This is a genomic window from Caenimonas terrae, from assembly GCF_042655405.1.
GTDB lineage: Bacteria > Pseudomonadota > Gammaproteobacteria > Burkholderiales > Burkholderiaceae_C > Ramlibacter > Ramlibacter terrae_A.
Window position 1 is genome coordinate 144,215 of sequence record NZ_JBHSMF010000002.1, and the last position, 13,247, is coordinate 157,461.

The 13,247-nt window shown below is 69.4% G+C and carries 14 protein-coding genes; 6 read left to right on the forward strand and 8 right to left on the reverse strand.

Annotated elements, in window-relative coordinates:
• Positions 1-6: 6 nt before the first annotated feature.
• The gene (locus ACFPOE_RS00690; RefSeq protein WP_376848070.1) at positions 7-903 is read right to left on the reverse strand and encodes a dioxygenase family protein; all 897 of its coding nucleotides are present in this window, start codon (positions 901-903) and stop codon (positions 7-9) included.
• A gap of 149 nt (positions 904-1,052) precedes the next feature.
• Between ACFPOE_RS00690 and ACFPOE_RS00695 the strand changes: the two genes are divergently transcribed.
• On the forward strand, positions 1,053-1,937 hold the full coding sequence (locus ACFPOE_RS00695; protein ID WP_376848071.1) for a LysR substrate-binding domain-containing protein: 885 nt from the start codon (positions 1,053-1,055) through the stop codon (positions 1,935-1,937).
• Between the two features lie 169 nt (positions 1,938-2,106).
• Here the strand turns inward: ACFPOE_RS00695 and ACFPOE_RS00700 are convergent, their stop codons facing one another.
• The 6 genes from ACFPOE_RS00700 to ACFPOE_RS00725 are packed head-to-tail and all read right to left on the reverse strand — an operon-like array spanning position 2,107 to position 5,751.
• Complete coding sequence (locus tag ACFPOE_RS00700; protein WP_376848072.1) at positions 2,107-2,691, reverse strand: malonic semialdehyde reductase; 585 nt, start codon at positions 2,689-2,691, stop codon at positions 2,107-2,109.
• 30 nt (positions 2,692-2,721) lie between these two features.
• Positions 2,722-3,696: a Bug family tripartite tricarboxylate transporter substrate binding protein gene (locus tag ACFPOE_RS00705; RefSeq protein WP_376848073.1), complete on the reverse strand. Its 975-nt coding sequence runs from the start codon at positions 3,694-3,696 to the stop codon at positions 2,722-2,724.
• Positions 3,697-3,699: 3 nt separating this feature from the next.
• Entirely contained in the window at positions 3,700-4,305 is a 606-nt protein-coding gene (locus tag ACFPOE_RS00710; protein WP_376848074.1) for a nuclear transport factor 2 family protein, read from the reverse strand.
• On the reverse strand, positions 4,302-4,616 hold the full coding sequence (locus ACFPOE_RS00715; RefSeq protein ID WP_376848075.1) for a Dabb family protein: 315 nt from the start codon (positions 4,614-4,616) through the stop codon (positions 4,302-4,304). The genes ACFPOE_RS00710 and ACFPOE_RS00715 overlap by 4 nt, the downstream gene beginning before the upstream one ends.
• Positions 4,613-4,912: a YciI family protein gene (locus ACFPOE_RS00720; RefSeq protein WP_376848076.1), complete on the reverse strand. Its 300-nt coding sequence runs from the start codon at positions 4,910-4,912 to the stop codon at positions 4,613-4,615. Before ACFPOE_RS00720 ends, ACFPOE_RS00715 begins: the two co-directional genes overlap by 4 nt.
• Positions 4,909-5,751, reverse strand: a complete 843-nt coding sequence (locus tag ACFPOE_RS00725; RefSeq protein WP_376848077.1) for an intradiol ring-cleavage dioxygenase — start codon at positions 5,749-5,751, stop codon at positions 4,909-4,911. The genes ACFPOE_RS00720 and ACFPOE_RS00725 overlap by 4 nt, the downstream gene beginning before the upstream one ends.
• 147 nt (positions 5,752-5,898) lie before the next feature.
• Here ACFPOE_RS00725 and ACFPOE_RS00730 point away from each other — a divergent pair, with 147 nt between their 5' ends.
• Both ACFPOE_RS00730 and cls read left to right on the forward strand, forming a co-directional pair.
• On the forward strand, positions 5,899-6,828 hold the full coding sequence (locus ACFPOE_RS00730; protein ID WP_376848078.1) for a LysR family transcriptional regulator: 930 nt from the start codon (positions 5,899-5,901) through the stop codon (positions 6,826-6,828).
• Positions 6,829-6,925: 97 nt separating this feature from the next.
• Positions 6,926-8,209 (forward strand): cardiolipin synthase, encoded by a 1,284-nt coding sequence (gene cls, locus ACFPOE_RS00735; RefSeq protein ID WP_376848079.1) that lies wholly within the window; start codon positions 6,926-6,928, stop codon positions 8,207-8,209.
• A gap of 43 nt (positions 8,210-8,252) precedes the next feature.
• On the opposite strand, the gene ACFPOE_RS00740 is transcribed toward cls, so the two are convergent.
• Entirely contained in the window at positions 8,253-9,131 is an 879-nt protein-coding gene (locus ACFPOE_RS00740) for a fumarylacetoacetate hydrolase family protein (RefSeq protein WP_376848080.1), read from the reverse strand.
• 86 nt (positions 9,132-9,217) lie between these two features.
• Here ACFPOE_RS00740 and ACFPOE_RS00745 point away from each other — a divergent pair, with 86 nt between their 5' ends.
• The 3 genes from ACFPOE_RS00745 to ACFPOE_RS00755 are packed head-to-tail and all read left to right on the forward strand — an operon-like array spanning position 9,218 to position 13,107.
• Positions 9,218-10,939, forward strand: coding sequence for a tannase/feruloyl esterase family alpha/beta hydrolase (locus ACFPOE_RS00745; protein ID WP_376848081.1), 1,722 nt, complete (start codon positions 9,218-9,220; stop codon positions 10,937-10,939).
• Positions 10,936-12,132: a M20 aminoacylase family protein gene (locus ACFPOE_RS00750; protein WP_376848082.1), complete on the forward strand. Its 1,197-nt coding sequence runs from the start codon at positions 10,936-10,938 to the stop codon at positions 12,130-12,132. The genes ACFPOE_RS00745 and ACFPOE_RS00750 overlap by 4 nt, the downstream gene beginning before the upstream one ends.
• Positions 12,133-12,144: 12 nt before the next feature.
• Positions 12,145-13,107 (forward strand): tripartite tricarboxylate transporter substrate binding protein, encoded by a 963-nt coding sequence (locus ACFPOE_RS00755; RefSeq protein ID WP_376848083.1) that lies wholly within the window; start codon positions 12,145-12,147, stop codon positions 13,105-13,107.
• Positions 13,108-13,247 lie beyond the last annotated feature (140 nt).

Here is a 13,247-nt window from a genome sequence, read left to right on the forward strand (position 1 = left end):
CGGGGCTCAGGCGGCCGAAGGCACGAGCTTGAAATCGTACTTGGCGGTGGAGAAGGGCTTGCTCATCACGCGGCCGTCCGGCGCCTTGCCCGGCGGATGGTCGGCGAACTGCACCACCAGGCTGTCGCGCACGCCGAACACGGCGTCGGAATCGAGGTACGGGCTGTCGGAGACGAAGATGTGGGTGATCAGCCGCTCGTGCCCAGGAGCGTTGAGCATCATGTGCATGTGGCCGGGCCGGTTCGGATGCCGGCCCATGCGGTGCAGCATGCCGCCCACCGGGCCGTCGTCCGGCACCGGGTAATACGACGGCTTGATCGACCAGAAGCGGTAGTTGCCGTCCTTGTCGGTGCGGAACTGCGCGCGCAGCGCCATGCCGGCGTCCGGGCCCTTCTGCATGTCGTACAGGCCCTCGCCATCGCCCGACCAGACGTCCATCACGGCGTTGCCGATCGGCCTGCCGGCAGTGTCGGTCACGCGGCCGTAGTAGTAGGCCGGCTCGCCCGGATTGCCTGCGCCGATGTCGGCGCCCAGCTCCAGCTGCGGCGCGCCGGGCCAGAAGAACGGCCCCTGCACCGTCGCCTCGGTGGGGCGCTGGTCCGGCGGCGCGTCCTTGAGCGCGGCCGCGCCCCTGGCCTGATCGATCGCCACCACCAGCATCGAGATGCCGAGCGTGTCCGACAACAGGATGAACTCCTGCCGCTTCTCGTCGCACATCTTGCCGGTGGCGGTGAGGAACTGGATCCCCGCCATCCATTCATCGGGCGTGAGCTGCACCTCGCGCGCGAAGGCATGTGCGTGCCGCACCAGCGCGCTCATCACTTCCTTGAACCGCGGGTCCTTGCAATCGGCCATCCGGTCGATGACGGCTTGCGCCATGTCTTGCGCTTCGAGCTGTGCCATGTCTAGTCCTCTCAATCAGTCGGGGACGGAGCTGAAGGTCTGTCCCCTGGGTTTCAGGATCAGTCTAGGGCCGGCCCCGCGGACCGGGAAGTGATTATTTTCCACCGATATGATCGACACCATCGATGACCATGCAAGGGAAATCACCAATGGAATTGCGCCATCTGCGCTACTTCGACGCCGTTGCCGAGACGCTCAACTTCACCCGCGCCGCCGAGCGCCTGCACGTGACGCAGTCCACCCTGTCGCACCAGATCCGGCAGATGGAGGACGAGCTGGGTTCGGTGCTGTTCGACCGCAGCGGCAAGAAGGTGCGCATGACCGAGGCCGGCGAGATCCTGCGCAGCTACATGACGCCGGCGCTGGAGCAGATCGACCGCGGCGTCCAGGCGCTGCGCGGCGAGGGCGAGCCGCTCACCGGAAGGCTGCGGCTGGGCACGACGCCCAGCTTCAACACCCGCATGGTGCCCTCCTGCGTGGCGACCTACATGCACCACTACCCCGGCATCCAGGTGACGGTGGAAGAACTGGCGGCCGGCATGATCGCCCGGCGGCTGGCGGCGGGCCACCTGGACCTGGCCGTCTCCTATCGCCCCACGGACGGCGGCGACCTGTGGTTCGAGCCGCTGTACAACGAGGAGCTCAAGCTGGTGGTGGCGGCCTCGCATCCGCTGGCCAGGCGCCGCCGGGTGCGGATGGTGGAACTGCACCATGTGCGGATGGTGCTGCTGCCGGCGCAGTTCCAGACCCGCAAGCTGCTGGACGACTGCTTCGAGGCCGCGGGCGCCGAGCCGCTGGTGGCGGCGCAGCTCAATTCGATCGCGCCGATGATCGAACTGGTGCGCCAGACCGAACTGGCGGCGATCATCGCCGAGACCGCCGTCACGCCGGCCGCGGACCTGCGCGTCATCCCGCTGGAAGACCCGACGCCGATCCGCACGCCGGGCATGCTCTGGCACAAGGGCGCGACCCGCTCGCCCTCGATCAAGCACTTCGCCGACATCATCCGGCGCGCCGCCGGGCAGTCGACCTGAAACCCGGCGTTCCGCGGCGGTCATGCCGGACCTGATCCGGCAGCCAGGCGCACGCACGCCATCCGGATACGACGTCTCCAAGGGAAGCGCCGCGTCTCCTTGACCGACGGTCTTGGTGGTCGCTGCGTCTGGATCCCGGGTCGGGCCCGGGATGACAGTCTTGTTCATGTCAAAGAATGGAGCAGGCCTGCTCGAACGACAGCCGCGGATTGCGGTCGAACAGCTTGCTGTCGTCGCCGTAGCCGATGTTGATCAGGAAGTTCGCCTGCAGCCGGCCGTCCGGGAAGAACTCCGCATTCACCCGGGCCAGGTCGACGCCGCTCATGGGCCCGCAGTCCAGGCCGACGGCGCGGCAGGCGATCATGAAATAGGCGCCGCCCAGCGTGCCGTTGCGCACCGCCGTGGCCTGCGCCAGCGCCGCATTGCCCTCGAAGTTCTCCTTGGCGCCCGGCTTGTGCCAGACCTGCGGCATGTGCTCGTAGAACTTGGTGTCGTTGGCCACGATCACCGTCACCGGCGCGTCGCGCGTCTTGTCGAGGTTGCCCGGGCTGAGCGCCGGCAGCAGACGGGCCCGCGCCTGCTTCGACTGCAGGAACACATAGCGGGTGGGCTGGGTGTTCATCGAGGTGGCACCCATCTTGGCGATGTCGTAGGCCTGCTGCAGCAGCTCCAGCGGCACCGGCTTGTCGAGGAAGCCGTTGGCCGTGCGGGCCTGGCGGAACAGCCGGTCGATGCACTCGTCGGAAACTTTCATGGAACTCTCTTTGTCGGTCGGAAGAAGAAATCAGTCGGCGCGGATGTCGGCTTCCCGGATCAGCCGGGTCCAGCGCTGCACGTCGCCCTGCACCAGCGCCCGGGTCTCGGCGGCGCCCAGCGCGACCGGCTTGCCGCCGGCCTTGCGGAAGGCCTCCGCCACGTCCGGCGCGGCCATCACCTTGGCCAGCCCGGCGCGCAGCTTCTCCAGCACCTCGGGCGGCGTCTTGGCCGGCGCGAACCAGCCGAACCAGGACTCGAGGTCGAGCTGGGCGACGCCGCTCTCGGTGATGGTGGGCAGGTCCGGATGCATGGGGTTGCGCGCGCTGCCGGAGACGGCCAGCGCCTTGACGGTGCCGGCATCGATCTGGCCGCGCGCGGTCGGCGCCAGGTCGAAGAACAGGTCCACCCGGCCGCCGATCAGGTCCTGGTAGGCCGCCTGCGCGCCGCGGTACGGCACGTGCACCAGCTCCACACCCGCCAGGTGCCACAGCGCCGCCGCCAGCACGTGCTGGCCGGAGCCGGCGCCGGCCGAGGCATAGGTGAGCTTGCGCGGGTTGGCCTTGGCATAGGCCACCACCTCCTTGAGCGAATTCAGCGGCAGGTCCTTGCGGGCCATCAGCGTGTAGCTGTAGCTCACGGCGATGCCCAGCGGCTCGAAGTCGCGCAGGCTGTCGTAGGGCAGGTTGCGGTACAGCCCCGGGTTGAGCGCGAGGTTGGAGACCGAGCCGGTGAGCAGGGTGTAGCCGTCCGGCGCCGCCTTGGCCACGAAGTCCGTGCCGACCAGCGTGCCCGAGCCCGGCTTGTTCTCCACCACGAAGCTCTGGCCCATCTGCCGGCCCATGCGGTCGGCCAGCAGCCGGGCGACGAAGTCGAAGCCGCCGCCGGGCGGCTGCGGCACCACCACCTTGACCGGATGCGAGGGATAGGTGCCCTGGGCGCCCGCGGGCACCGCACCGAAAACCGCTGCGGCCAGCAGCACCACTGCAAGAAGGAGCTTGTGCATGGTTCAGCGCTCCAGCGGGCCGCCGGCCAGCCAGCGGGCGCCGCGCTGGTACAGCTCCTGCACCACCGGGCCCTTGAGCATCGGCATGTCCATCTTCACCGTGTAGCCGATCCGGGTCTGGATGTAGGCCAGGTGGCGGTAGCCCTCGGGGAATTTCGCCAGCGCCTGCGCGTCCAGCTCCAGCGTCGCGCCGGGGTCGACCGGGTCGATCCGGTCCTTCTCGTAGATCGGCTGGCGGTGCAGCAGCTTCCATTCGCCCTCGTGCTTGACCACGAAGTCGTAGAAGCGGCCGGTGCAGACCACGTCGCACAGCACGCCTTCGACCAGGCCGCGCTGCGAGATCGTCATCTTGGTCTGGGCGACGGCGCGCTCGCCCGCCACCTCCACGGCCGAGCCGCCCAGGAAGTGCAGGATGCTCACGCCCTTGGCCCAGCCCTCCTGCGTGACGCGGATGAAGTCCGCGAACGGGCCCTGGAACCAGGTGGCCATCATCACGCCGTCGGGATGCCAGACGCTGGCGAAGCGCTCCCAGTCGCCGGCGTCGCGCCACACGGCCCAGCGCTCCACCATCCGGCGGACCAGCAATTCTTCGGTCAGTGTGTCGTTCACGCGGTTCTCCTGGTCGGTTCGAAATCCACCTGGTAGCGCGCGATGCGCAGGTCGCCCAGTTCCTGCTTGACCCGCAGGTGCTCGGGGTGGGTGGCGTAGGCGTCGAGCGCGGCCTGGCTCTCGAATTCGGAATACAGCACGACGTCGCAGGCGTAGTCGGCGCCGCTGCTGTCCACGCCCACCTCCAGGTGCAGCAGGCCCGGGATGCGCCCGCGCAGGCTGGCGAAGCTGCATTGCAGCTGCGCGATGGCGCGGGCCTTGGCGGCCGGCGTGTCGCCGCGCAGGTTCCACATCACGATGTGCTTGATCACGGCGGAAAGCCCGCCTTCTGCGGCCACAGGTTGCTGAAGGCGTGGACGCTGCTGCTGGCATACAGCCCGGCGCGGGTGAAGGGCTCGGCCGCCAGCCAGGCCTGCGCCGCCTCGCGCGACGGGAAGTCGATCGCCAGCAGGCTGCCCAGCATCTGCTGGCCGTCGTCGGTGGTGAAGGGGCCGGCAAAGGCGATCCGGTCCGCCACCGCCGCCAGGTAGGCCTTGTGCTCGGGCCGCACGCGCTGGCGCAGCTCGGCGCCGCCCGGTTTGTCCATCAGGATGAAGGTGTAGATCATGGAGCCTGCCTGGCGAGGGGATTGAGCACGAAGTCGTATTCCAGCAGGTAGCTGCCGTCGTCCTGGCGCGGCCAGTCCGCCACCAGCGACTGGCGCACGCCGAACACCGCGTCCGAGTCCAGGTACTGGTCGCCGCTGCGGAACACGTGCGTCACCAGCCGCTCGTAGCCGTCGGCAACCACCATGAAGTGCAGGTGCGCCGGCCGCCAGGGGTGGCGCCCGGTGGCGCGCAGCAGGCGGCCGACCGGGCCGTCGTCGGGAATCGGATAGGACTCGGCCAGCACGCTGCGGAACTCGAAGCGGCCGTCCGGCCCGGAGCGCAGCACGCCGCGCGCCTGGTGGTGGTCGATCCCCTCGTGCTGCACGTCGTACTTGCCCTCGGCGTCCGCCTGCCAGACGTCGATGGTGGCGCCGGCCACCGGCTCGCCGCCGAGGCCGAGCACCCGGCCGCGCACCAGGCAGGGCTCGCCCTTGGCGCCATTGGCGATGTCGGCGCCGTTCTCGTAGTGCGGCGCGTTCTCCACGTGGAAGGGGCCGAACACGGTGGCCTCGGTGGCGCCCGGCGGCTTGTCGTTGTTCATCGCCACCGTCAGCATCGACAGGCCCAGCGTGTCCGACAGCAGGATGAACTCCTGCCGCTGGTCGTCGCACTTGTGGCCGACCTCGGTCAGGAACTGGATGCCCTCGAACCACTCCTGCTCGGTCAGCTTGACGTCGCGGGCGAAGGCATGCAGGTGCTGCACCAGGCTGGTCATCACCTCGCGCAGCCGCGGGTCCGGCGTGCGGGCCAGCCGGGCGATGACCGCCTGCGTGATGTTGTCCTGGGTGAGATTGCGCAAAATGCCTCCGGCGCGGCGTGGGACCGGCACGGGTCGAATTTAGGAGAGCCGGCCCGCGGGGGAAAGGGGCGGGGCGCAAATGACTTTTTCGCGCAGCGGAACACTGGCCGCCGCCCCGGTCACAATCCCGGCAACGAGGAGACACTTTTGGATCGCTGGACCGAGATCGAGCTGTTCGTGCAGGTGGCCGAAACCGGCAGCCTGAGCCGCGCTGCGGAAGCGCTGGAGCTGTCGAACGCCGCCGCCAGCCGGCACCTGTCGGCGCTGGAGGACCGCCTGGGCGCCCGGCTGGTGGAGCGCAACACCCGGCGCCTGTACCTGACGGACACCGGCACCGAGTTCTATGCGCGCGCCCGCGCCATCCTGGCCGACCTCAAGGACGCCGAGTCGGCCGTCAATGCCACGGCGCTCAACCCAACCGGCATGCTGCGCATCACGGCCTCGCTGTCGTTCTCGATGCACCACGTGGCGCCGCTGCTGCGCGACTACACGCAGCGCTACCCCAACGTCCAGGTCCACATCGAGGCGGCCAACCGCTACCTGGACATCATCGACAACAACATCGACGTCGCCATCCGCACCCGCGAGTACGAGCCCGATTCCAACATCACGATCCGCCGGCTGGCCGAGACCCGCCGGATCCTGGTGGCCGCGCCGCGCTACCTGGCGCAGTACGGCCGGCCGGCCAGCCTGGACGACCTGCAGCGCCACAAGCTGCTGGTCTACGTGCACGCCAACAACCCCAACGAGCTGCGCTTCACGCGCGACGGCCAGGCGACCACGGTGGCGGTGCACGGCCTGCTCGAATCCAACGACGGCCAGGTGCTGCGGGCGGCAGCGCTCGACGGCATGGGCATCCTGGTGCAGCCCACCTACATCGTCTACGACGACATCGTCGCCGGCCGGCTGGTGCCGGTGCTGGACGAGTGGGACCTGCCGCGGCTGATGATCAACCTGGCCTACCCGAGCCGCAAGCACCTGTCGGCCAAGGTGCGGACCTTCATCGACTTCATCGCCGAACACTTCGCCCGGATGGACTACCAGCGCAAGTGGACCGGCCGCTTCGGCGTGTACTAGTTGACGTCGCGCGCGGCGCCGCGGCGCTGTCGGGCGACCGTCCTACAGGGCGGGGCGGGCCCGCTTCATACGATGGGCTTCCATTCCGCCCCACCGCATGAAAGTCACGAAAAAAGTGGTCCTCTGGTTCATCGCCGGCCTCGCAACGGCCCTGGTGCTCACCCTCATCGTCCTGAACCTCTCGCTGGGCGAGAAGAAGATCGAGCGCCAGCTGGCCCGCCTGTTCGGCTCGTCCGACTCCCAGTTCCAGTACGAGATGGGCACGCTGCTGGGGCCGCCCATCATCGACGGCAACCGCACGCAGCCGCTGCTCAACGGCGACCAGATCTTCCCGTCGATGCTGCAGGCGATCGGCTCGGCGCGCCGCACCATCACCTTCGAGAGCTACATCTACTGGGCCGGCGACATCGGCAAGAAGTTCGCCGACGCCCTGAGCGAGCGCGCCCGCAACGGCGTGAAGGTCCACGTGCTGCTGGACTGGGCCGGCAGCCAGAAGGTCGATCCCGCCCTGCTCGACGAGATGAAGGTCGCCGGCGTGCAGCTGCAGCGCTTCCACGAGCCCAGGTGGTTTGCGCTGGGGCGGATCAACAACCGCACCCACCGCAAGCTGCTGGTGATCGACGGCCGGCTCGGCTTCACCGGCGGCGTCGGCATCGCGCCCCAGTGGGAGGGCCACGGCCAGGACAGCGAGCACTGGCGCGACACCCACTTCCGCATCGAGGGCCCGGTGGTGGCGCAGATGCAGTCGGTGTTCGCCGACAACTGGACCAAGGCGTCGGGCGCGGTGCTGCACGGATCGGCCTACTATCCGCCGCTGTCCCGGATCGGCGACCAGCGGGCCCACATGTTCTCCAGCTCGCCCTCGGGCGGCGCCGAGAGCATGCAGCTGATGTACCTGATGGCGATCACCGCGGCCGACCACAGCATCGACCTGGCCAGCGCCTACTTCGTGCCCAACCAGCTGACCCGCAACGCGATGGTGCGGGCGCTCAAGCGCGGCGTGAAGATCCGCGTGATCGTGCCGGGCCCCTTCACCGACGCCGACACGGTGAGCGACGCATCCAAGGCCAACTGGGACGAACTGCTGGACGCGGGCGCGAAGATCTACGAGTACCAGCCCACCATGTACCACTGCAAGGTGCTGATCCTGGACGGCCGCATGACCTCGGTGGGGTCGACCAACTTCGACCAGCGCTCGTTCAGCCTCAACGACGAGGCCAACCTGAACGTCTATGACGAAGCCTTCGCCCGCGAGCAGACCCGCACCTTCGAGGACGACTTGGCCAAGAGCCGCGAATTCACCGCCGCCGACTGGCATGCGCGGCCGGCGTGGGAGCGACTGAAGGAGCGCGCGGCCAACCTGCTGGCGCCGCAGCTCTGAAGATCGGACAGCCGGACGCGTCTGCGTCCTGCCCCCGTCTTCTTCAACCCGCCACGAAGCGGTTCTCGAGTTCGCCGAGCCCGTCGATCGCGATCTTCACGCTGTCGCCGGCCTTGAGCCAGCTCGGCGGCGACATGCCCATGCCGACGCCCGAGGGCGTGCCGGTGGCGATCAGGTCGCCCGGGTACAGCGTGATGCCGCGCGAGCAGGTCTCGATCAGGCTGGGCAGGTCGAAGATCAGGTCGGTGGTCTGCGCGTCCTGCCGCAGCTCGCCGTTGACCCACAGGCGCACGCGGGTGTTGCTGCCGTCCAGTTCGTCGGCGGTGACGATCCACGGCCCCATCGGGCAGAAGGTGTCGAACGACTTGCCCAGATCCCACTGCTGGTGGCGAATCTGGACGTCGCGCGCCGTCACGTCGTTGACGATGGTGTAGCCGAACACGTGCTCCATCGCCTTGTCGCGCGGAATGTTCTTGCCGCCCTTGCCGATCACGATGGTCAGTTCGGCTTCGTAGTCGATCTGGCTGGAGACCCGGTCGCCCGGCATCACCACCGGATCGCCGGGGCCGACCACCGTTTCCGGGGCCTTGGTGAAGAAGATCGGCCAGGACGTCGGGTCGGCGGCATTGTTCTTGAACACCGACGCCTGCAGTTCCTTGGCATGGGCGTGGTAATTGCGGCCCACGCACCAGACGTTGCGCCGCGGCACCGGGATCGGCGCCTCCAGCTTGACCTCGGCCAGCGGGATCGGCGCCCCGGTGGTGGCGGGCATCGCGCCGCCGCCGGCCAGCTGGTGGATCACCGCCAGCATGCCGCGCGCCGGATCGGCCGACTTCAGGTCGAGCGCCGTGACGGTGCGGCCGTCGGCGGCGACCAGGCCGACCTGGCGCCGGCCCTTGTGGTTGAAAGTTGCTAACCTCATCGCGTCTCCTTTTGTTCGATTATCGTCGGGCCCGGCCGATATGATCTGGCTCCCGCGCCGGCCCGCGCGTCCTGGAAAGTCTCCCCATGAAAGCCTCCCTCGCCGCGGCGCCCCGCGCCGCACTGTTGTCACTGGCCGCACTGGCGCTGCTGGGCGGCTGCTCCGCCACGCCCTGGCAGCGCGGCGGCGTCGATGCCGAGGCCGCCTGCAGCGCGCTGATGGCACCGGTGCCGGCCTCGGCGATCGGCCTGCCCAGCGGCGGCGCCGTGATCGAGTCGGCGACGCTGCTGCCAGGCAACGCGCTCACCCTGACCAATCCGCTGCCCTTCATCCCGCCGCCGCCGGAAGCGGTGGTGCAGCCGGCGACGCCGCCCTACTGCAAGGTGGTCGGGGCGATCCAGCCGGTCGACCCGAAGGCGCCTTCGATCCGCTTCCAGGTCAACCTGCCCAGCCGCTGGAACGGGCGCTCGCTGCAACTGGGCGGCGGCGGCTTCAACGGCGTGCTGGTGACGGCCACCGGCCTGCCGCCGTCCGCGCGCATCGACCAGCCCTCGCCGCTGGCGCGCGGCTTCGTCACCGTGGGCACCGACTCGGGCCACCAGGACCTGCGGGTCGAGCCGCTGCAGGCCTTCGCGCTCAACGACGAGGCGCTGGAAAACTTTGCCCACGCCGCCTACAAGAAGGTGCGCGACCTGTCGGTGGAGCTGATGAAGCGGCGCTACGGCCAGGGGCCGGAGCGGATGTACTTCATGGGCAGCTCCGAAGGCGGGCGCGAGGGCCTGGCGATGGCGCAGCGCTATCCGCAGGACTTCGACGGCATCTTCGCGCGGGCGCCGGTGATCAACTGGGTCGGGCTGCACACGGCCGACGTCCGCCTGGGCCTGGCCCAGCGGGGCGAGGGCTGGCTGTCGCCGGCCGACGTGATGCTGGTGCACAAGGCGGTGCTCAGCGCCTGCGACGCGCTCGACTGGCGGGTGGACGGCATCGTCGGCAACCCGCAGCTGTGCGGCGCCCAGTTCGATCCGGCCAGCCTGCTGTGCCGCGAAGGCAAGACCCCGGCCTGCCTGAACGCTGCCCAGGTGGAGACGCTGCGCACGCTGCACGCGCCGTACGAATTCAGCTTCCCGCTGGCCAATGGCGTACGCAGCTATCCGGGCTGGGCCTGGGGCGGCGAAGGCGCCGGCGGCACCGGCCCGGTCGGCGGCTATGTCAGCTGGCAGACCGGCACCGCGCCCGCGGCCCATCCGGTGAGCAGCACCAGCAGCCGCGGCTGGCTCTACGGCAGCGGAGCGATCCAGTACTTCGTGCTGCGCGACGGCACGGCGGACCTGAGCAACTACAAGCCCGAGGACCATGCGCAGCGGGTCGGCGAGATCTCGCGCCTGATGGATGCGACCGATCCCGACCTGTCGGCCTTCCGGGCGCACGGCGGCAAGCTGGTGATCAGCGAGCACATGGCCGACTACGCGCAGAGCCCGTATGCCGGCATCGCGTACTACCGCTCGGTGGTGGAGAAGATGGGCCAGGACCCGGTCGACGAGTTCATGCGCCTGTACACCACGCCCGGCGCCGACCACGTGGGAACCGGCGCGCCGGTGGGCGTCGACATGCTGGACACGCTGGTGACCTGGGTCGAGTCGGGCCGGGCGCCGCTGGACCTGGTGCAGGTGAGCCTGGACCCGGTGCCGCCCTTCCCCGTGCTGCAGTCGCGGCCGATGTGCCGCTGGCCGGCCACCCTGCGCTACCGCGGCCACGGCGAGCCGCAGCGCGCCAGCAGCTACCAATGCGTCAGGAGCGCCCCGCGATGAACCTGGTCGACGGCTTTGCCGACATTTCCCGCTTCGTGCGCCTGCGGCGCGACATCCACGCCCACCCGGAACTGGGCTTCGAGGAGCATCGCACCTCCAAGATCGTGGCCGACCTGCTGCGCGAATGGGGAGTGGAGGTGCACACCGGCGTCGCCGGCACCGGCGTGGTCGGCGTGCTGCGCGGCAACCGGCCGGGTCCGCGCGCGATCGGCCTGCGCGCCGACCTGGACGCGCTGCCGCTGCAGGAGCAAAACCGCTTCGAGCACCGCTCGCAGCACGACGGCCGGATGCACGCCTGCGGCCACGACGGCCACACGACGATGCTGCTGGCCGCAGCCTGGCACCTGGCACAGCACCGCGACTTCGCCGGCACGGTGAACTTCATCTTCCAGCCGGCCGAGGAGATGGGCAAGGCCGGCGCCCTCAAGATGATCCAGGACGGGCTGTTCGAGCGCTTTCCGTGCGACGCGGTGTTCGCGCTGCACAACTTCGCGATCGAGGCGGTGGGCAGCTTCGCGCTGAACCACGGCGCGATGATGGCCTCCAGCAATACCTGGCGGGTGGAGATCAGCGGCCGCGGCACCCACGCGTCGATGCCGCACACCGGCATCGATCCGGTCGCTGCCACCATCAACCTGGGCCAGCAGCTGCAGTCGCTGGTGGCGCGGGTGGTCGATTCGCGCGAACGCGCGCTGCTGGCCGTCACGCAGATCCAGGGCTCGGACGCGCCCAACGTGATTCCCGACAAGGCCTGGGTCGGCGGCACGGTGCGCACCTTCTCGGTGGACGCGCTGGACCGCATCGAGGCCGGCCTGCGCCAGCTGGCGGCGCACACCGCGCAGGCCCATGGCTGCAGCGCGCAGGTGAGCTTCCGGCGCGCCTCGCCGCCGGTGGTCAACCACGAGCAGGAAGCGCGCTTCGCGGCCGACGTGATGCGCGAAGTGGTGGGCGCCGGTCGCGTCGACGAGAACTTCACGGCCGTGATGGCGGCGGAAGACTTCGCCCACATGCTGCGCGTCAAGCCCGGCTGCTACGGCTTCATCGGCAACGGCGACGGCGGCCACCGCCTGCCCGACCACGGGCCCGGTCCTTGCATCATCCACAACACCTCGTTCGATTTCAACGACGAAATCATCCCCGTCGGTGCGAGCTATTTCGTCCGCCTCGCCCAGCGCTGGCTGGACCAACCCTGAAGGAGATCCCTGATGACATCGAAACAGTGGCGCAGCCTCGGCCTGGCGCTTGCACTGGCCCTGCTGGCGAGCGGCCCGGCGCTGGCCCAGCGGGTGATCCACATCGTCGTGCCCTTCGGCCCGGGCGCGGTGCAGGACACGATCGCGCGCACCTTCAGCAACGAGCTGGGCCAACAACTGAACGCCACCGTGCTGGTGGAAAACCGCGCCGGCGCCGGCGGCACCATCGGCACCGCTGCGGTCGCGAAGGCCGCGCCCGACGGCAACACGCTGGTGCTGGCTGCGGCCAGCCACACGCTGGCCGGCCACATGTACAGCAAGCTGCCCTATGACCCGATCAAGGATTTCGTCGGCGTCACCTACCTGGGCAACATCGGCTACGTGATCGCCGTGCCCGGCAACCTGCCGGTCAGCAACCTGGCGGAGTACGTCAAGCTGATCAAGTCCAAGCCGGGCCAGTTCAACTACGCATCGGCAGGCAACGGCAGCGCCACCCACCTGGGCATGGCCTCGTTCCTGGTAAAGGCCGGCGCACAGATGCAGCACATCCCGATGAAGTCCACCGGCGATGCGGTCAACGAGACGCTGGCCGGCCGGGTGCAGGGCGTGGTGCCGGCGGTGATCGGCGTGGTCGGCTTCAAGCAGGACCCGCGCATCAAGCTGCTGGCCTACACCGGCGCCACCCGCTCGCGCTTCCTGCCCGAGCTGCCGACGGTGGCGGAGGCCGGCGTGCCCGGCTACAAGTTCGATTCCTGGATCGGCCTGCTGGCCCCGGCTGCGACGCCCAGGGCCGAAGTGGAGCGCCTGAACGCGGCGATGCAGAAGGTGATGGCCGACCCGGCCGTGCAGCAGCGCTTCGCCAACCTCGGCGTCGAGCCCGGCGCCATGAGCCCCGGCGAGTTCCAGAAGCTGCTGCGCGCCGACTGGGATGCGGCAGGCGTCATTGTGCGGGAGTCCGGCGCGAAGGTGGAGTGATTGGCGCCCCGGCCCTGAACAAGGAATTCCGGTCGATCAGGGAGAACGGCTGGCCCGGCTTCTTGCTGTTCAACAAGAACGGCTGGCCTTCTTCCTGATCGACGGCTGTTGGCATTCCAGCGTCTGGGTCCCGGGTCGGG

What these genes read in the sequence shown, in the direction of transcription:
- ACFPOE_RS00690 (WP_376848070.1), bottom strand. Translation starts at nt 903, where the DNA reads ATGGCACAGCTCGAAGCGCAAGACATGGCGCAAGCCGTCATCGACCGG.
- ACFPOE_RS00695 (WP_376848071.1), top strand. Translation starts at nt 1,053, where the DNA reads ATGGAATTGCGCCATCTGCGCTACTTCGACGCCGTTGCCGAGACGCTC.
- ACFPOE_RS00700 (WP_376848072.1), bottom strand. Translation starts at nt 2,691, where the DNA reads ATGAAAGTTTCCGACGAGTGCATCGACCGGCTGTTCCGCCAGGCCCGC.
- ACFPOE_RS00705 (WP_376848073.1), bottom strand. Translation starts at nt 3,696, where the DNA reads ATGCACAAGCTCCTTCTTGCAGTGGTGCTGCTGGCCGCAGCGGTTTTC.
- ACFPOE_RS00720 (WP_376848076.1), bottom strand. Translation starts at nt 4,912, where the DNA reads ATGATCTACACCTTCATCCTGATGGACAAACCGGGCGGCGCCGAGCTG.
- cls (WP_376848079.1), top strand. Translation starts at nt 6,926, where the DNA reads ATGAAAGTCACGAAAAAAGTGGTCCTCTGGTTCATCGCCGGCCTCGCA.
- ACFPOE_RS00740 (WP_376848080.1), bottom strand. Translation starts at nt 9,131, where the DNA reads ATGAGGTTAGCAACTTTCAACCACAAGGGCCGGCGCCAGGTCGGCCTG.
- ACFPOE_RS00745 (WP_376848081.1), top strand. Translation starts at nt 9,218, where the DNA reads ATGAAAGCCTCCCTCGCCGCGGCGCCCCGCGCCGCACTGTTGTCACTG.
- ACFPOE_RS00750 (WP_376848082.1), top strand. Translation starts at nt 10,936, where the DNA reads ATGAACCTGGTCGACGGCTTTGCCGACATTTCCCGCTTCGTGCGCCTG.
- ACFPOE_RS00755 (WP_376848083.1), top strand. Translation starts at nt 12,145, where the DNA reads ATGACATCGAAACAGTGGCGCAGCCTCGGCCTGGCGCTTGCACTGGCC.